Origin of the sequence: Candidatus Chloroploca mongolica (genome assembly GCF_004762035.2) — a bacterium.
Lineage (GTDB): Bacteria > Chloroflexota > Chloroflexia > Chloroflexales > Chloroflexaceae > Chloroploca > Chloroploca mongolica.
Genome location: NZ_SIJK02000077.1, coordinates 1 through 18,866, shown reverse-complemented (window position 1 = coordinate 18,866; position 18,866 = coordinate 1). Strand labels below are relative to the sequence as shown.

The following is an 18,866-nucleotide window of genomic DNA, read 5'->3' as shown; positions in this document are numbered from 1 at the left end:
GGCACCCGCAAGGGCACCCGCAAGGGGTGCCCGTACACCGGATTCGGCCCCCGCCTCGGTACGGGCACCCGCAAGGGGTGCCCGTACCGAGGCGGGTGCTTGATGACGTGGAACAGAGGCGGAGCTCGACGTGCTTCGATGCCAGGCTCGCAACTGATCGGAGGTGATGCGCCCGTGTGCGTCGCTGGTTGCATGCACATGCTGCCCCAGAGCGCGTATGGTTATCTCCGGTTTCGTATGATGCAATCGCCCTGATGGGGCGGTGAAGATGGCTTGCACTCTTGATGGGCAGTGCTATACTGAGCAAACACCGTTGAGGCAACCTCGAGCATTATGTGGAGAACGCGATGAAGCGCTATCACCAATTTCGGCTTGCCATGGCCCTGCTCATCATCCTCACCCTCATCCTACCTTCCAGCCATCCCATTCTTGCCCAACAAACTGCTCCTCGCCTCCTCTGTTATGAAGCACCCGAGTCCAATTTTCCTGATGATTGCCAAAACCTTGCGGCAGCCGGAAAGCTGGAAGATCCACCGTGGTCAGTGGTTATTGTCACGGGGGTCGAACTCTCGCGTTGGGATCCGAATGATTTTGACATGTTTGTGGTGACGCGGGGCAGCAGTTCGTCACTGTCCGAAGAGATCACGCGGATCGGTGATTATGTGCGTGGCGGTGGCAATCTGCTGCTGCTCGATCCCGAGTTTGGCGAACAACTCGATCCCAGCCTCGCCGCACCAACCCGCGTCACGCGGCTCAACCGGGCCAGCGAATTGACGCGGGCGGGGCTCTTCACGCCAATTGTGGGCGAGCCAGAGTCAGCCAAGAATCTGCCCTCCGCTGGCTTTGGCATTGTGCCCATCGCAACGCTTGGCGAAGCGTGGATCCCGCAGACGCGGGCCGGGTTTGGCGCATTGAGTAGCACGACGCTGGCAAGCGCATTGCTCGACAATGGTCGGGTGATTATGGCACCTACAGGCCTGACGAGCATTGATTTTGCCAAAACGGCCGCCAAATGGGCTTGCTGCCTCCAGATCGCCTTTGGCCCCAATATGAGTGTTACGGCCATTGAGGTGACCCAGGCGATCCAGGATCTCAACAATAGTGTCGAATTGCTCGCCGGCAAACGCACCTATGTACGGGTACACGTTACTTCACCTGAAGCGCGCAGCGGAGTGACCGCAACGCTCAGTGGGCGACGGGGTAGTACCAGTTTTCTTCCGGCACTCACACCAATCAATCCTGGGGGCACGATCACAGTTAAGCCTTCGCCAAACCGTGGGCTGATCAATGATAGCTTTCTCTTTGAGTTGCCGGCCAGTTGGGTGAATGGAACAGGCAACCTTGAGTTGACAGCCCGCCTCGATCCCGGCAATACGGTAGTCGATCCGGTCTTGAGCAACAACCGCCGCACTGTCAACGTCAATCTGCTCCGCGGCCCCGTGATGCGTCTGCGCATTTACAATGTGCGTTACACCGTTGGCAGCAACACCTATCAGGCCGCGAACTTCCATGTGAATGCCCTCGAGTCATGGTTGCGGCGGGCCTATCCGATTGCGCAACTCAATGCAACTCGACGCACCTACAACTATACGCCGAGTGGTCTACCAAATGTTGACTCGCTCAATTCACGGATGGCCTTGGCATGGTTGTTTGATCGTCTCTTTGGCGGGATGTCCTCCTCTACCTTTTTCTATGGCATGGTGGACGACGGGGGCGGCTTTATGCGCGGCAAGGCGCTCGGCATTCCGGGCAAGGTCTCATCCGGGCCTACCGGCACGCCTTCGGGAAGTTGGGGCTGGGATACCGATGGCAGCTATGGCGATTGGTACGGCGGCCACGAGATTGCCCATAGTCTGGGGCGCTCGCACGCCGAGTTCTGTGGTGCCGGCGGTGGTATCGCTTTCCCCTATCCAAACGGGCGCATCAGCCCAGACTTGACCGGCAATACGGCGATCTATGGTTTTGACATCGAGACCAGGGCGATCTATCCACCCGATTGGCGCGATGTGATGACCTATTGCAACAATCAGTGGGTCAGCGACTTTACCTATGAAGGTATTCGGGCTCGTTTTGCAACCCTCAATAGCTTTGAGCTTAGTGAGGCTCAGTTGCAACAAGGTACCTTTGCACTGATCACGGGCAACGCCAAACTCGCCCCTGGCACGGGACAATTCGACCAGATCAATGTCATCGAAGGGAGTGCCGAACTGCCAACGAGCGCAGGCGACTGGTCAATTGTATTGCTCAGTGGTAGCGGTCAAGAACTGGCAAGCTACCCGTTTACCCCGGCACGAGTTGAGGATGACGATAGCCCGGAAGAGCCCGCCCTCTTCGCCGAGATCATCCCGTGGAACCCGGCAACCGCCCGGCTCGAATTGCGCCGCGGGGAGGTAACCGTTGATACGCGTAACGTGAGCGGCACTGCGCCTACAGTGACCATCACGGAACCAACCGGGGGTAACCTGACGGGCGATAGTGTCACTGTGCGCTGGAACAGCGAGGATCTGGACGGTGATGAACTGAGCTACTCGGTGCTCTATAGTTTTGACGCCGGTGATACGTGGCGACCAGTTGCGACCGATCTGGCGGCAACCGAACTGACCGTCAACCTGGCGAATTTGCCTGGTGGCGAAAGCAGCCGTTTTCGCGTCATTGCCTCCGACGGCGTCCTGACTGGTCAGGACGACTCGGCGACCTTCGGCCTCCCCAACAAAACGCCTGAACTGACCATTGTCACGCCAGACGAAGGTGCAACCTATTACCCGGCCCAACCGGTGGCCCTTGAGGCAAGCGCCTATGATCTGGAGGATGGCGAACTGAGTGGCAACGCCCTTACCTGGAGCAGCGATCAGGATGGCGAGCTTGGCAATGGCAGCTTGCTGACGATCGACAATCTCTCGACCAATACCCACGTGATTACCGTCACCGCAACTGATACGCAAAGCAATACGACCAGTCTCACGCGCACCGTCACGATTGCTTCAGCCATTGATGTCCCGCTTGCCACCGAACTCGAGCTAGCCCCCGGCGTCATTGGCGTTGCGACGATGCTCGCCGGCGCTGCCGAGACAACCGTGGTCAGCACCCGCGCACTGGGCGATAGTGACCAGGCCCTGGACTGGGCCGCGCAGAGCAGCGCCTCGTGGGTGACGCTGCGCAAAGGTGAAGGTGCGCTTGCCGATAGGATCACCGGCAGCACACCTGAAGATTTTGAAGTCGTTGTTGATCCTACGGGCCTGCCCATCGGAAGCTACAACTCAACCATCCTTGTCACTTCCGGCCAACTCTCACGCACGATCACTGTCAACATGATCATTGAAGGAAGTCGGGTCTATTTGCCAAGCGTGAAGTCGAATTAAGGAGTCTGTGAACCACATTCGCTGAGGATTTGACGCAAAGGCGCAAAGGCGCGAAGGGTTGAGGTAGCTGCATGCGCAGCTTTGCGCCCTTGCGCCTTTGCGTCAACTGAATAAGCTATCAAAGCTCATTCAGGCGTGCCTGAAAAGACGCCATATGCGGAATACCCTTCGCACGTTGGACAGGATCAGCGGCAGTTGCCTGAGCAATCAGGCGCTGCAAGGCCGGCAATGGATACGTGTGGGCAGTCAAGGCGGCTAGCAGTTTGCCAAGACCATAGACATCAACCAGGGGTGAAGCTGGCGCGGGGTCAGGGCCCATGCGCTCAGGCGCAAGATAGCCCGGCGTCCCGTAGACAGCGTAGCGACGCGGCGCGGCGAGCCGTTCGGCAGCCCCAAGATCGATGAGCCGTACGTAGGGTTGATTCGTTGACGGATGCTGCACCAGCACATTCGCCGGGTGCAGATCGTGATGCAGGATGCCCTGCCTGTGCAAATGGCTCAGTGCATCGGCGAGTTGCTGCGCAACCTTGATCGCCCAGATGGGATCGCGTGGCACCTGCCGCCGCACGAGCACCTGCGCCAGGCTTTGACCAGGTTCATAGGCGAGCGCCAGCGCAACCCGCTGCTGCGCACCAGCACCGCGTAGCCCCAGATTGCGCTGGCCCAGGGCCTCGGGGAAGCGCTGCCGATAGAGGCAGACCAGGTGCGGGTGACGCATCTGCGGGGCCGCCAGAATGGTATGCTCAGCATACAGGCTGGTTGCCGTAGCCGACGAGGCGAGCTTCAGGACGCCCAGCCGCCAGCGTTGCGCCCGATGGCGCGTCAGTCGCCCCGTGCGCAGCCCAAGCTTCACGATCACGCGCCAGGCCAGATCCCGCCCTGGCGCGTGATGGGCCGGAAGAGCCAGGTAGGTCGTCGCCTGGCCCCCACGCCCCAGGCGGGCGATCAATTGAAAGCCGTTGACTCGTGTGTCAACTACATTTTCTGGCATGCGTGCAGCCTTGTCATACTGAGTACCACGTGGCCCACGGGCCAGTGATGCCATGAGCAACCAGGGTGTTGCACCGGCCCGCCCATGTCACCCCGAACGGAGTGAGGGGTCTTCCATGACGATCCGTGCAGATTCCTCACTGCGCCTACGGCTCTGTTCGGAATGACCGTGGAGCCGGTGCGCTCCGCGCATGAGGTTTTGTTGCTGAGGAGCGCAGCGAAGGATCGCTGCCGTCGGGGTGCCTAAGCCAATTCGCTTCGCTCCTACGACATGATTTCAGAAGGGCCGGATCAGCTTTACCCTCGACGGTAGGGCCGACTAATGAATATTCAATCGTACATCGGGTCTATGGGAGTGCCGACTTCAGTCGGCTTCCGGCTCAGCCGACTGAAGTCGGCACTACCTGATGTCATTCTTACAAGCCATCAGTCGGCTTGCAACTCAGCCGACTGATGGTTTTAAAGAAATTAATCCGCATCAAGCATCAGCGTCAAACGAAACGCGGGTCCGATAAACACAGGATCATCTTCAGCGACAATTTCCGGCGCACCAGGGTTGAGTCGTCGGGCCAGGGTGCCAAGAAATGTCCCGCCATTGCTCTCGAGATCGGTCAGCATCACCTCGTTGCCTACAAGACTCAGCCGCGCATGCAGTGGGTCAACACCGACACCCTGGAGACAGAGATCGCAATCGGGGTCGCTCCCTATTGTCCAATGACGCCCATTCAGGATCATGGTGATCCGTCGCTCCCCTTGCCAGATGGTAACAGTCAGGCGCACCGGGGCCTGCTCAAACGGGTTCCGCCGCGCTGTGGTCAGAGTGAGAAAGGCTGGTTGTGTTTCGACGATATTTTGTCGTACTTTTTCTGATCCCCTGGACTGGCGACGGGTCAGATCGCACCCGAGCTTCAGACCCACGCCAAACCATGTGATCAAGCCTGGAACCACGATCCAACCCGTACGCATGTCGGCCAAGATCATGCTGCTCATAAACCACCCTGAAACGAGCACACTCACCCCCAGGCCTATCCCGACAAGCCAGTGAACAATGCGCATCGGCCCTTCTCCTTCACCCAAGACAAAGTCTATCTGTTGCACTGGCCTGATCGACCAGCACATCCGTTAATCATGTACCGTATGACGATGCACAAAGATGCGCCTAGCTCAGGGCTGTTGTTTTGACGCCAAGGCACCCGCAAGGCACCCGCGAGGGGTGCCCGTACACCGGATTCGGCCCCCGCCCCGGTACGGGCACCCCTCGCGGGTGCCCCCACCCCGGTACGGGTACCCCTCGCGGGTGCCCCCGCCCCGGTACGGGTACCCCTCGCGGGTGCCCCCGCCCCGGTACGGGCACCCCTCGCGGGTGCCCCCGCCCCGGTACGGGCACCCCTCGCGGGTGCCCCGTTGTATCCGATTTCGTATGATGCAATTGCCCTGCACCCCTGCATTCCTGATGTTGACAGCTTGCCCCTGAACGGGCTATGATTGGAGTTACAGCGATGATCCAGAAAACCTTGTCTTAACCTATGACTCAGTCACTTGACCGTGCCTTTGACCTGCTCGAGGCGCTTGCCACGAATGACGACGATATCAGCCTTTCGCAGCTAACCGAACGTACCGGGCTACCGCTCGGCACTGTCCATCGCCTGCTCAGCAGCCTCGTGAGCCGGGGCTATGCGGCGCAAGATCGCGAGACGCGCCTCTATGGACCAGGGCCGCGCTTACTTGAAGTAGCCGCACGGGCCTCGCGCAGCCGTCGCTTCAGCCTCAATCGCATCGTGCGTCCCTGTTTGCAGGAATTGACCCGCACCACCGGCGAGACAAGCAATTTGCTGGTGCTCCACGGTGACGAAGGCGTCTATAGTGAACAGGTCGCTAGTCCACATCTGGTGCGCATGTTTACCGAGGTTGGGCAGCGCGTACCGCTCTACTGTACCGGTAGTGGCAAGGCGATTCTTTCCGGTTTTTCACCCGATCAACTCGAGAGCTACCTTGCGCACATCCAGTTGCGCCCCTGGACGCCAAAGACGTTTGTGACGATAGAAGGGCTACGCAATGAATTGGCCCGTTCTCAGACGCGTGGGTTTGCACTCGATGATGAAGAGCGTGAAGCCGGTGTCTGTTGTGTCGCGGCACCAATTTTTGACCGCATGGGTCGCTGTGTTGCCGCGATCAGCATTTCAGGGCCAATTATGCGTATGACCCTCGATCGTGCCCTTGACTTAGGGCCAGTTGTCAGCGAAGCCGCCACCAGTTGCAGTGTGCAACTGGGCTATCGCCCGCCACCATCGCCATCAAGCTGAGGGGAGATGCAAGCAGACCTTTTCTTCACCGCATCGCTTCGCCGCGAGCCCAGGGGAGCGACGATCACGCAGATTATAGCAACGGCGCTCGCAGCCGTCGATCCAGCGGCTGCCGTTGCACGTTACCTCCGTCGCGAGGGGGAAACGTTGCAGATCGGTGAGCGTCGCCTTGATCTGGCGACGCTTGACCGCGTCATCCTCGTCGGCGCAGGCAAGGCAGGGGCACCAATGGCCTACGCAGCGGCACACGTGCTGGATGACAAACTCAGCGCGGGGCTGGTGGTGGTCAAAGATGGGCACCTGGCAGAGCCGCCCCAGCCGACACCGCCTTGCTTCGCCAGGTTACACCTGGTCGAAGCCGGCCATCCCGTCCCCGATGAACGTGGCGTCGCTGCGGCGCAGGCGATGGTTGAACTGCTCGCCGATCTGACCGAGCGCGACCTTGTGCTGGCCGTCATCTCGGGGGGCGGCTCGGCGCTGCTGACTCTGCCCGTACCGGGGGTGAGCCTCACCGATCTCCAGCAACTCACCTCAGCGCTGCTCGCCTGTGGGGCGACGATTGGCGAGATCAATACCTTGCGTAAGCAACTCGACCAACTCAAAGGCGGCGGCCTGGCACATATTGCTGCGCCAGCAACCCTGATCACGCTGATTCTCTCGGATGTCGTGGGCAATCCCCTCGATATTATTGCCTCGGGGCCGACGGTTCCCGATCCTACAACCGCGGTTGATGCGCTCTCCATCCTGGATCGGTATGATCTGGTGGAGCAAACACCGCCCGCGATCCTCGCCTATCTTCAGGGTAGCAACACGGGCACCAGATCACCTGAACAAGCCTCAGACGCCCAGAGCTTTGCACGGGTCACCAATCTGCTTGTCGGTGACAACCGCCAGGCCGCCGTCGCCGCGCTAGAGACGGCACGCCAGGCCGGCTTTGCGCCGCTCTTGCTCACCACATCGCTCGAAGGCGAAGCCCGTGAGGCCGGACGGATGCTCGCTGCCATCCTGCGCGAAATTGCGCTCAGTGGGAACCCGCTGCCGCGACCGGCGTGCCTCATTGCCGGCGGCGAAACCACTGTGACGCTACGCGGCAACGGGCGCGGCGGGCGCAACCAGGAACTGGCCCTCGCCGCCGTCAAAGCCCTCGATGGTCTACCCAATGTGGCCCTGATCGCCCTGGCGACCGATGGTGGCGATGGCCCCACCGATGCCGCAGGTGCCGTCGTCACCGGTGCCACCGCCGAACGCGCCCGCGCCCTTGGCCTTGACCCCGACGCGTTCCTGGCAAACAACGATGCCTACCACTTCTTTCAAGCCCTTGATGATCTGCTGCTGACTGGGCCAACCTCAACCAATGTCAATGATTTGACGTTGCTCTTTGCATGGTGAGGGTGAGCCTCTGGCTGGGGGTTTGGGGCCTGCGGCCCCAAGAATGCTTCTTTCGCTAAAAAAGCCAGCTACGCTGGCTTTTTTAGCGAAAGAGAGTCGTTTGGAGCATAGCCCCAGGATTTATTGTGCTCGCACACGATGCCAGCGAAACTGGCATCGTGTGCGAGCATGCCAAGAATTTCAGGGTAACGCCCTACGGCAACGCCAAGCCTCGCACCGCGGCGTGATCGAGTAAAACACCGAGGTCGCGTCGGTCGGGCGCGTAAAAGGTGGGACTCCGTAGGTCAATAGGCTCGTTTGGGGCTGGAAGCAGCAGATGGAACGTGCGCCACGCGGGGGCAAGGGTGACGGTCTCGCATTGCCGTTGGGCACAGATAGTCAATGGCACGGGCAGGCCATCGGGATGCGGTGCGGCGGCACGCAACGTCAGGCGCACGAGGCCAGCCTCGGCGTCCAGTGGATCAAGGCGCAGCCTGGCCCGTCCGTTTGTCCAACGTGCCTGCGAACCTTGCTGCATTTCGGCAGGATAGACTCCGCCTACATAGCCAATGTCGAGCCCTGAACCTATGTCCATCGCGGAATACGGGGCCGGCTTCAGCATCTGAAAACCCCAATCAAGGGTGCGCTGTTCTTCCAGAAACTGCCCTTGAAAAGCCACCCGCGCCTCGTCTGCGCGGCCTTGCTCACGCAAGAAATCGCCCATCACTACACTCGCGCCAACATACCCGGGGCGGTTTTCACGCGCCAACTGATAATAGCGCTCGGTCGCCGCCAGATCGCCCTTGCGCCGATGCAGATCGCCAAGCACAAACCAGCCATCCGGTGTGGGCGAGGCCCGCAGCGCCGCCAGATACATCTCGACAGCCGCCTCATCGCGCCCCGCCGCAGCGTGCCAATCCCCAGTTTGGCGATAGACACTGCGTTGCGCACCTTGCCAGGCCCAGGCCCACGGATAATAGGCCACAAAAGCGAGCACCATCAGGCTCAGTGGAAGAGCAACGAGGGCCAGGGTGGGCAGGCGCAGCCGTTCGCCGCGCCAGAAGCCATCGAGCGCCAGGGCCGCGAGCGGGATCAGCACCATAAAAAGGAAATGCCGGTAGCGCCATTCGGCGTGGGTCACCATCGTCGCCGCGAGAAAGATCAGCAACCAGAAGAGCATCGGCCACGCCAGACCTTCACGCCGCGTGAGCGCCAGCGCAATGCCAAAGGGTGCCGCACACATAACCACAAAATAGAGCAGATCATCGAGCAGCAGTGAGGCAAGAAAGATCAGCGGTGGCGGATCACTGTTATAGTCAGGTAGCAAAAACCGATCCTCAATCGGCTTGACTGACCAAAGCCTGATCCATTCGGTGGGGATTTTCCGCAGAAAGATTATCGGATCTTCGCGCAGCCGCTCGAGGCCACGCTGAGTCGCGAAATCGGCTCGTTCCGCTGGACTGGGGATCGCCTTCAGTTGCGCATGAATTTCGGGGATCGTCTCGCGTGGCTCGTAGTAGACCCAGAGATCGCGAGCACTACCGGTCTCGATCAGCACACACTCACCATACGCAAAGCAATTGCGGATCGTCCAGGGCGCAATCACGAGCACCGTCACCACCGCCATCACCAGCGCAGGCGCAACCGCGGACACCCGCAACCGTCGCCTCCGCCAGAGATCGAGGCCCATGATCCATGCCATCGCGACCGGCAAAAAAGCCAACCCCGCCGAACGGGTGAGGCAGGCCAAGCCCAGCAGCGCCCCGGCCAACGCGACCCGCCAGAGGCCGCCTTTGCGACGCCAGCGAGCGAGCGCGAGCCACGAACCGGTAAAAAAGAACGTAAAGAGCGTCTCGCTCATATAAAGGCTGGCAAACGTCGCGTAGGTTTGCAGCAACGCCGCGATCGCAGCGGCAAGCAACGCAGGGCGGCGCGAACCCTCGGGCGCAAGCTCGCGGGCCAGCAGATAGATAAGCCAGACCACCGCAACACTCAGGGCCACATTGGGCAGCGCCGCCAGGTGGACATTGCCATCAGCAAGCCAGAGCGACCCGGCCAGGAAGAGCGGGTAGAGCGGCGCACGCAGCCAGGGCCAGCTTTCGTAAAAGACCCAGCCGCGCCCGCCGAGCAGATCGCGCACAACGGTCAGATATTCGACCTCGTCATTGGCCGGCAAATGCAATGGTTGCGCCCAGAGGATCAAGCGCCAGATCAGGGCAACCAACAGGATAAGCGCCAGGGGCGCATGATGACGCAGAGCTTGCATAAGGCTTCATCATACCACATCCTTACGGAAGGGTAAGAATTGCCACCGAGCCATTGCGATAACGATTGCCCATCACATCCTGAAAGCGCGTCTCAAGCTGGATCAGCGCGGTACCCTGGCTGCCTGGTGTCACCACGACTGGCACCTGATACGTACCCAGCGCCCCCGGAGCAACGCGTGCTGGTTGGATGATCAGAGCACCATTTTCCAATCGACACAGATCAGCAATTTGAGTGCAGACATCAGCCGGGAAGGTCAATTGGGGTGGCAGATTGACGGTCAAGGTCGGACGCAGCGCCGTCGCGAGCGGTGCGCGATTCTGGTACGTCAAGGTCAAGGCGACCGTCGGCGTCACCTCCGCCGTCATGCTGGCCTCAGTCTGCAGATCCGGCGCAGGCGGCGGCGGATTCACCGTCAGCGGCAACTTCACCCCATCAGCAATCGCGTCAAGCACATAGGCATTATTCTGATACGGGGTACAGACCACCGACCGCCACCAGCCTGCCTCGGGATTGGTGAATGTATCGCGTTCCCATAAGGCCTCACCAGAGACCGGATTAGCAGGCGCAAGGCCGCCTTGGAGGGCACGTGGATCAAAGGGATCAGATGGGCGATAGAAACGCACTCTGAGGCGGATATCCACCTGACGATCCAGATCATACTGTTGCAAGGTCAACGATGCCGTCGCAGGAGGCACATAGAACCACTTCGTCAAGCAGAACTCATCGTTGGCATAGCGCGTCGCATAGCGGGTGACATAGTTCTTCACCGTTGTCTGGAACATCCCCAGAGTAATGATTTCGCCGGTGTCGGTACCAACACGGGGTGCTGTAGTAGTCTCATTATCACCAGGAGCATACCAGCCTGCCCGCACCGCCCAGTTATTCATATCATCGCCCTCGGTCGCCGAGCGCAGGATGTAGCGCCCACAGGCTGGTTCATCAATCGTCCACACCGTCTGCCACTGCTCAGCGCTCGCCGTCGGAGCAAAGATTTGCTGACCCAGCGAACCATCTGCACCCGGGCCTGGCATGTTTACCGCTGGCCCGAGCTCGGTGCCTGGTCCATAGAGCTCGAAGAAGGTATTGCCAGCATCGCGCAGGTTAGACGATTCGGGTGGATTATTAGCTGTATTAAGAATCGTATCGAGCGTATTCGCACTATTATGCAAACCAGGACTGAACAACTGAATGCTCAACGGGCTCGTTTGGTCCCAGCTACAGGGCACCCCGATAAAGGCATAGCTATAGCCTTCACGTCCATTGGCCAAAGTGACATTGTTGATATAGTAGTACCCACGTTCGGCTGGAATATCAGGACCAGCTGTAAACATATACCCAACGTAACCAGTGACATCATTCGGCCATGTGATCTGATTGTACACAATCGTTATCGTCGCGATATTCGGGTCGCCCAGTGTAGCATTGCTCGGATTGGTCAGGCCAATGCGGAGCGTCTTGTAAAGCTGGCTACTTGGTCGGTCATTGATGGTCACGTCAATCGTCTGCGAGATCTGGCCGGTGTTAAAGGTCAATGAGCCAGGGGTGAAGGTGTAGTCGGCAGCATCAGCCGTGCCACTGTCACCTGTTGGAAGGTCATAACCAACGGTGACTGGGACAGTTGGCACCACATCAAGCACCACTTCAAGCCGCACGGTTGCCGTTCCGGTATTCCCAATCGTCACCAACGCCTCGGCTTGGGCAAACCGCACCGTCGGAATGGTAACAGGCGCTGGTTCCACCCATCCCAGACCCTGGCTATTGCCAAGCACAGCCTGTGCCGATGGAGTAGTAATGCTGGTCAAGCGCACGGCAACGAGGATCCCAGGCTGGGCAAATTGAGGCCGGACTACCTCGAGATTAATCGTGCTGGTGATGGCATCTGCTACGATTCTATGGGTAGCAGTCGCAAAGACTGAACTCGTGCCATCAAGGGTGTTGATGAGAATAATTTCAAGCCCAAGATCAATAGCATCGCTAATCGGGCGCGTCAACGTCAGCGGATAACGCAGCGTATTCTCCACCGCCGCTCCGGCGTCACCAATCGAAACCCGCGTACGCTCATTATCGGTATTGGAGAGTGCAAAGCTCGCCGGATCGGGTCGGCGATTTGCGTAATTCGGATCAGCACTGACGGCCGGTTGTACCTCGATGGTATACGCCTGCAGGCCATCAAAGAGATCGTCATCAACACCAGTAATCGTCACAATCTGCGGCACATTCCAGTTGGCCGCATCAAAGACGAGCGGCAAGCCACTTGCGGCACTCACCACACCTTCAGAAACATCGCTGGAGGTCACATCAATGCTCACCGAATCGGTTGGCTGACTGGTCAGGCGCAGGGTCATCGTCACAAAATCGCCATCTTCACTGGTAAACTGGCCTGATGGCGCAACGACCTCAATGCCGGCGACATCGTTATCCGTAATGCTAACCGTGTAGTCGGGCCAGGTGCGGTTATAACTGGCATCAGTACTGATGCTAGTGATGGTAATGACCCCAGTATGGGGCGACGGCTCAACGATCGCATCGTCAACCGCGGTGACCGTCACATTTTGAGGTACATTCCACCTATCTACGGTAAAGACCAGGCTTGAGGGTGCTACGTCAACCTGACCATCCGGCGTGAGCGTAATCGTCACGTCGGCAAGTGGCTGAGTCTCAAGCGTAAGACTAAAGACACCCGTATTGTCAAGCGCAGTGGGATCTTCACTCAGCGCGAGCGTAGGCGGCAGAACAGTCAGACCTGCAGTGTCATCGTCGCTAACTGTAACCTCCACCACCGGAGCATTCAGCGCCGCATAGACAGGATCGCTGCTCGTGATCGTATGGGTAATGGTCAGCGTGCGCTCACCGCGAGCGATGTCATCATCGAGCGCAGTAACCGTCACGGTTTGAGGCGTCCCCCAGTCTCTATCGGTGAAACTCAGGATAGTTGGTGTAACGGCAAGTGTGGCTGGCTGGTTGAGATTCAGGGTAACCGTTGCGGTCGGCTGACTCGTCAGTTCCACCGTGTAGGTAAAGACTGCCCCTTCCGCAAGAGCAACCGTACTCTCACTCAGGATAAACCCGGCCGTGTCGTTGTCCGTAATCGTCACGCCCACCGCGTCCACCGCGAGCCCCGCATACCCGAACGCCGTGCTCGCCACCGCATGGCGGATCGTCGCCACCCGCTCGCCTTCCGCAATCGCATTCTCGGTTGCGGTCACCGTCACCGTCTGCGGTGCCGTCCAATTCGCCGCCGTGAACGCCAGACTGCTTGCACTCGTCGTCACCCCACCCGGCACCGTCAGGTTCACCGTCACCGTCGTCGTCGGCTGACTCGTCAGCGTCACCGTGTAGGTACCGCTCGCCCCCTCGACCACCGTCAGCGCCGTCGGCGTAATCGTCACCCCGGCCATGTCGTTATCCGTAATCGTCACCGCCACCGGCGCAACCGCGAGCCCCGCATACCCGAACGCCGTGCTCGCCACCGCGTGCCGGATCGTCACCGACCGGTCGCCTTCCGCAATCGCATTCTCGGTTGCCGTCACCGTCACCGTCTGCGGTGCCGTCCAATTCGCCGCCGTGAACGCCAGACTGCTTGCACTCGTCGTCACCCCACCCGGCACCGTCAGGTTCACCGTCACCGTCGTCGTCGGCTGACTCGTCAGCGTCACCGTGTAGGTACCGCTCGCCCCCTCGACCACCGTCAGCGCCGTCGGCGTAATCGTCACCCCGGCCATGTCGTTATCCGTAATCGTCACCGCCACCGGCGCAACCGCGAGCCCCGCATACCCGAACGCCGTGCTCGCCACCGCGTGCCGGATCGTCACCGACCGGTCGCCTTCCGCAATCGCATTCTCGGTTGCCGTCACCGTCACCGTCTGCGGTGCCGTCCAATTCGCCGCCGTGAACGCCAGACTGCTTGCACTCGTCGTCACCCCACCCGGCACCGTCAGGTTCACCGTCACCGTCGTCGTCGGCTGACTGGTGAGTTCCACCGTGTAGGTTGCACTCCGCCCCTCTTCCACCGTCAGCGTCGTGGGCGTGATCGCCACGCCCGCCGTGTCGTTGTCCGTTATCCGCACCGTCACCGTCGGCAACGGACGGAAAGGCGCGGTCGTCTGGTTATAGTTCGGGTCACGACTCGCCGTCGTGTGCGTGATGAAGCTCAGATGCACATCCGCTTCGTCGATGGCGTCATCCACCGCCGTCACTTGCACCGTCTGCGCTGTGTTCCAGTTCTGCGGCGTGAAACTCACCGTCGTGCGGCTGACATTCACCTGCGCACCCTCATACGCCAGGGTGAGCGTCACCGGCGCAGTCGGTTGGCTCAACAAGCGCACCGCGTAGCTCGCGCTGTCCCCGCCCTCGGCCACGTTCACCGTCGTGGGCGTGATCGCCACGCCCGCCGTGTCGTTGTCCGTTATCCGCACCGTCACCGTCGGCAACGGACGGAAAGGCGCCGTCGCCTGGTTATAGTTCGGGTCGGCACTCGCCGTCGTGTGCGTGATCTGGCTCGTGTGGACATCCGCCTCATCGATGGCGTCATCCACCGCCGTCACTTGCACGCTCTGCGCTGTGTTCCAGTTGCCCGGCGTGAAGCTCACCGTCGTGCGGTTGGCGCTGACCTGGGCCGTGTCACGCACCAGCGTAATCGTCACCGGCGCGGTCGGTTGGCTCTCCAGGCGCACGCTGTAGCTCGCGCTCGCCCCGCCCTCGGTGACGTCGAGCGTCGTCGGGGTGATTGCGACGCCCGCTGTGTCATTATCCGTTATCCGCACCGTCACGGTGGGCAGCGGGGTAAAGCGGGCCGTCGCCTGATTGTAGTTCGGGTCTGCGCTCGCCATCGTGTGCGTGATCAGGCTCAGGTGGAGATCCGCCTCGTCGATCGCATCATCCACCGCCGTCACTTGCACGCTCTGCGCCGTGTTCCAGTTCTGTGGCGTGAAGACGAGGCTCGTCTGGTTGACGCTGACCTGTGCCGCGTCGACGGCCAGCGTGAGCGTCACCGGCGCGGTCGGTTGGCTCAACAAGCGCACCGCGTAGCTCGCGCTGTCCCCGCCCTCGGCCACCTCCACCGTCGTCGGCGTGATGTCCACCCCCGCCGTGTCGTTATCCGTTATCCGCACCGTCACCGTCGGCAACGGGGTAAAGCGCGCTGTCGGCTGGTTGTAATTCGGGTCAGCGCTCGCCGTCGTGTGGGTGATCAGGCTCAGATGCACATCCGCCTCATCGATGGCGTCATCCACCGCCGTCACTTGCACGCTCTGCGCCGTGTTCCAGTTCTGCGGCGTAAAACTCACCGTCGTGCGGCTGACATTCACCTGCGCCGCGTCGACAGCGAGCGTGAGCGTCACCGGCGCGGTCGGTTCGCTCTCCAGCCGCACACTGTAGCTCGCACTTGCGCCACCCTCGGTCACGTCGAGCGTCGTCGGGGTGATTGCGACGCCCGCTGTGTCATTATCCGTTATCCGCACCGTCACGGTGGGCAGCGGGGTAAAGCGGGCCGTCGCCTGATTGTAGTTCGGGTCTGCGCTCGCCATCGTGTGCGTGATCAGGCTCAGGTGGAGATCCGCCTCGTCGATCGCATCATCCACCGCCGTCACTTGCACGCTCTGCGCGACGTTCCAGTTGCCCGGCGTGAAGCTCACCGTCGTGCGGTTGGCGCTGACCTGGGCCGTGTCACGCACCAGCGTGAGCGTCACTGGCGCGGTCGGTTGGCTCAACAAGCGCACGCTGTAGCTCGCGCTTGCCCCGCCCTCGGTCACCTCCACCGTCGTCGGCGTGATCGTCACGCCCGCCGTGTCGTTGTCCGTTATCCGCACCGTCACCGTCGGCAACGGCGTAAAGCGCGCCATCGGCTGGTGGTAATTCGGGTCTGCGCTCGCCGTCGTGTGCGTAATGACGCTCAGATGCACGTCCGCTTCGTCGATCGCATCATCCACCGCCGTCACTTGCACCGTCTGCGTGATACTCCAGTTCCCCGGCGTGAAGGTGAGGCTGTTCCGGTTCACGCTGACCTGCGCCGCGTCGACGGCGAGCGTAATCGTCACCGGCGCGGTCGGTTGGCTCAACAAGCGCACCGCGTAGCTCGCGCTGTCCCCGCCCTCGGCCACCTCCACCGTCGTCGGCGTGATCGTCACGCCCGCCGTGTCGTTGTCCGTTATCCGCACCGTCACCGTCGGCAACGGACGGAAAGGCGCCGTCGCCTGGTTGTAGTTCGGGTCAGCGCTCGCCGTCGTGTGGGTGATGAAGCTCAGATGCACATCCGCTTCGTCGATGGCGTCATCCACCGCCGTCACTTGCACCGTCTGCGCTGTGTTCCAGTTCTGCGGCGTGAACGTCAGGCTGCTGCGGTTGACGCTGACCTGCGCCGCGTCCCGCACGAGCGTAATCGTCACCGGCGCGGTCGGCTCGCTCAAGAGGCGCACTGCGTAACTCGCGCTTGCCCCGCCCTCGGCCACCTCCACCGTCGTCGGCGTGATCGTCACGCCCGCCGTGTCGTTGTCCGTTATCCGCACCGTCACCGTCGGCAACGGACGGAAAGGCGCCGTCGCCTGGTTGTAGTTCGGGTCGGCACTCGCCGTCGTGTGCGTGATCTGGCTCGTGTGGACATCCGCCTCATCGATGGCGTCATCCACCGCCGTCACTTGCACGCTCTGCGCCGTGTTCCAGTTGCCCGGCGTGAAGCTCACCGTCGTGCGGTTGGCGCTGACCTGAGCCGCGTCACGCACGAGCGTAATCGTCACCGGGGCCGTCGGCTCGCTCAAGAGGCGCACTGCGTAACTCGCGCTTGCCCCGCCCTCGGCCACCTCCACCGTCGTCGGCGTGATGTCCACCCCCGCCGTGTCGTTATCCGTTATCCGCACCGTCACCGTCGGCAACGGCGTAAAGCGCGCCGTCGGCTGGTGGTAATTCGGGTCTGCGCTCGCCGTCGTGTGCGTAATGACGCTCAGATGCACGTCCGCTTCGTCGATCGCATCATCCACCGCCGTCACTTGCACCGTCTGCGTGATACTCCAGTTCCCCGGCGTGAAGGTGAGGCTGTTCCGGTTCACGCTGACCTGCGCCGCGTCGACGGCGAGCGTAATCGTCACCGGCGCGGTCGGCTCGCTCAAGAGGCGCACGCTGTAGCTCGCGCTCGCGCCGCCCTCGGTGACGTCGAGCGTCGTGGGCGTGATCGCCACCCCCGCCGTGTCGTTGTCCGTTATCCGCACCGTCACCGTCGGCAACGGACGGAAAGGCGCCGTCGCCTGGTTGTAGTTCGGGTCACGACTCGCCGTCGTGTGCGTGATCTGGCTCGTGTGGACATCCGCCTCATCGATGGCGTCATCCACCGCCGTCACTTGCACGCTCTGCGCCGTGTTCCAGTTCTGCGGTGTGAAACTCACCGTCGTGCGGTTGACGCGCACCTGCGCCGCGTCACGCACGAGCGTAATCGTCACCGGCGCGGTCGGCTCGCTCAACAGCCGCACGCTGTAGCTCACGCTCGCCCCACCCTCGGTGACGTCGAGCGTCGTGGGCGTGATCGCCACCCCCGCCGTGTCGTTGTCCGTTATCCGCACCGTCACCGTCGGCAACGGACGGAAAGGCGCCGTCGGTTGGTTATAGTTCGGGTCAGCACTCGCGGTTGTGTGGGTGATAAAGCTCAGGTGGAGATCCGCCTCATCGATGGCGTCATCCACCGCCGTCACTTGCACGCTCTGCGCTGTGTTCCAGTTGCCCGGTGTGAAGACGAGGCTTGTCTGATTGACGCTGACCTGGGCCGCGTCGCGCACGAGCGTAATCGTCACCGGCGCGGTCGGTTGGCTCAACAAGCGCACCGCGTAGCTCGCGCTGTCCCCGCCCTCGGCCACCTCCACCGTCGTCGGCGTGATCGTCACGCCCGCCGTGTCGTTGTCCGTTATCCGCACCGTCACGGTGGGCAACGGGGTAAAGCGCGCGGTTGCCTGGTTGTAATTCGGGTCGGCACTCGCCGTCGTGTGGGTGATGAAGCTCAGGTGGAGATCCGCCTCGTCGATCGCGTCATCCACCGCCGTCACTTGCACGCTCTGCGCGTCGTTCCAGTTTTGCGGCGTGAACGTCAGGCTGCTGCGGTTGACGCTGACCTGGGCCGCGTCGAAGGCCAGCGTGATGCTGACCGGCGCCGTCGGTTCGCTCAACAGGCGCACGCTGTAGTTTGTGCTCGCCCCGCCCTCGGTCACCTCCACCGTCGTCGGCGTGATCGCCACGCCCGCCGTGTCGTTGTCCGTTATCCGCACCGTCACCGTCGGCAACGGACGGAAAGGCGCGGTCGCCTGGTTGTAGTTCGGGTCACTACTCGCCGTCGTGTGCGTGATCTGGCTCGTGTGGAGATCCGCTTCGTCGATGGCGTCATCCACCGCCGTCACTTGCACGCTCTGCGCGTCGTTCCAGTTCTGCGGCGTGAAGACAAGGCTTGTCTGATTGACGCTGACCTGCGCCGCGTCGACGGCCAGCGTGAGCGTCACCGGCGCGGTCGGTTGGCTCAACAAGCGCACCGCGTAGCTCGCGCTGTCCCCGCCCTCGGTCACGTCGAGCGTCGTCGGGGTGATTGCGACGCCCGCTGTGTCATTAT

At 61.4% G+C, this 18,866-nt stretch carries 7 protein-coding genes; 3 read left to right on the top strand and 4 right to left on the bottom strand.

What is annotated here, in order from left to right:
* Nucleotides 1-347 precede the first annotated feature (347 nt).
* Entirely contained in the window at nucleotides 348-3,359 is a 3,012-nt protein-coding gene (locus EYB53_RS22900; protein WP_135481472.1) for a fibronectin type III domain-containing protein, read from the top strand.
* Nucleotides 3,360-3,477: 118 nt separating this feature from the next.
* Here EYB53_RS22900 and EYB53_RS22895 read toward each other — a convergent pair whose 3' ends face one another.
* Together EYB53_RS22895 and EYB53_RS22890 are read right to left on the bottom strand one after the other, a co-directional pair.
* Nucleotides 3,478-4,350 (bottom strand): protein kinase domain-containing protein, encoded by an 873-nt coding sequence (locus EYB53_RS22895; RefSeq protein WP_167857561.1) that lies wholly within the window; start codon nucleotides 4,348-4,350, stop codon nucleotides 3,478-3,480.
* A gap of 467 nt (nucleotides 4,351-4,817) precedes the next feature.
* Nucleotides 4,818-5,405, bottom strand: coding sequence for an FHA domain-containing protein (locus EYB53_RS22890; RefSeq protein WP_167857560.1), 588 nt, complete (start codon nucleotides 5,403-5,405; stop codon nucleotides 4,818-4,820).
* Nucleotides 5,406-5,875: 470 nt separating this feature from the next.
* On the opposite strand from EYB53_RS22890, the gene EYB53_RS22885 reads away from it, so the two are divergent.
* Nucleotides 5,876-6,652, top strand: coding sequence for an IclR family transcriptional regulator (locus EYB53_RS22885; RefSeq protein ID WP_135481465.1), 777 nt, complete (start codon nucleotides 5,876-5,878; stop codon nucleotides 6,650-6,652).
* Nucleotides 6,653-6,658: 6 nt separating this feature from the next.
* On the top strand, nucleotides 6,659-8,041 hold the full coding sequence (locus EYB53_RS22880) for a glycerate kinase type-2 family protein (RefSeq protein ID WP_135481462.1): 1,383 nt from the start codon (nucleotides 6,659-6,661) through the stop codon (nucleotides 8,039-8,041).
* A 193-nt stretch (nucleotides 8,042-8,234) separates the two neighbouring features.
* Here the strand turns inward: EYB53_RS22880 and EYB53_RS22875 are convergent, their stop codons facing one another.
* The gene (locus EYB53_RS22875) at nucleotides 8,235-10,286 is read right to left on the bottom strand and encodes a tetratricopeptide repeat protein (protein WP_135481460.1); all 2,052 of its coding nucleotides are present in this window, start codon (nucleotides 10,284-10,286) and stop codon (nucleotides 8,235-8,237) included.
* 22 nt (nucleotides 10,287-10,308) lie between these two features.
* Complete coding sequence (locus EYB53_RS22870; protein WP_209949632.1) at nucleotides 10,309-18,822, bottom strand: Calx-beta domain-containing protein; 8,514 nt, start codon at nucleotides 18,820-18,822, stop codon at nucleotides 10,309-10,311.
* Nucleotides 18,823-18,866 lie beyond the last annotated feature (44 nt).

Bases quoted from the DNA above. Each gene is read 5' to 3' on its own strand.
- EYB53_RS22900 (WP_135481472.1), top strand. From the start codon at position 348: ATGAAGCGCTATCACCAATTTCGGCTTGCCATGGCCCTGCTCATCATC.
- EYB53_RS22895 (WP_167857561.1), bottom strand. From the start codon at position 4,350: ATGCCAGAAAATGTAGTTGACACACGAGTCAACGGCTTTCAATTGATC.
- EYB53_RS22890 (WP_167857560.1), bottom strand. From the start codon at position 5,405: ATGCGCATTGTTCACTGGCTTGTCGGGATAGGCCTGGGGGTGAGTGTG.
- EYB53_RS22885 (WP_135481465.1), top strand. From the start codon at position 5,876: ATGACTCAGTCACTTGACCGTGCCTTTGACCTGCTCGAGGCGCTTGCC.
- EYB53_RS22880 (WP_135481462.1), top strand. From the start codon at position 6,659: ATGCAAGCAGACCTTTTCTTCACCGCATCGCTTCGCCGCGAGCCCAGG.
- EYB53_RS22875 (WP_135481460.1), bottom strand. From the start codon at position 10,286: ATGCAAGCTCTGCGTCATCATGCGCCCCTGGCGCTTATCCTGTTGGTT.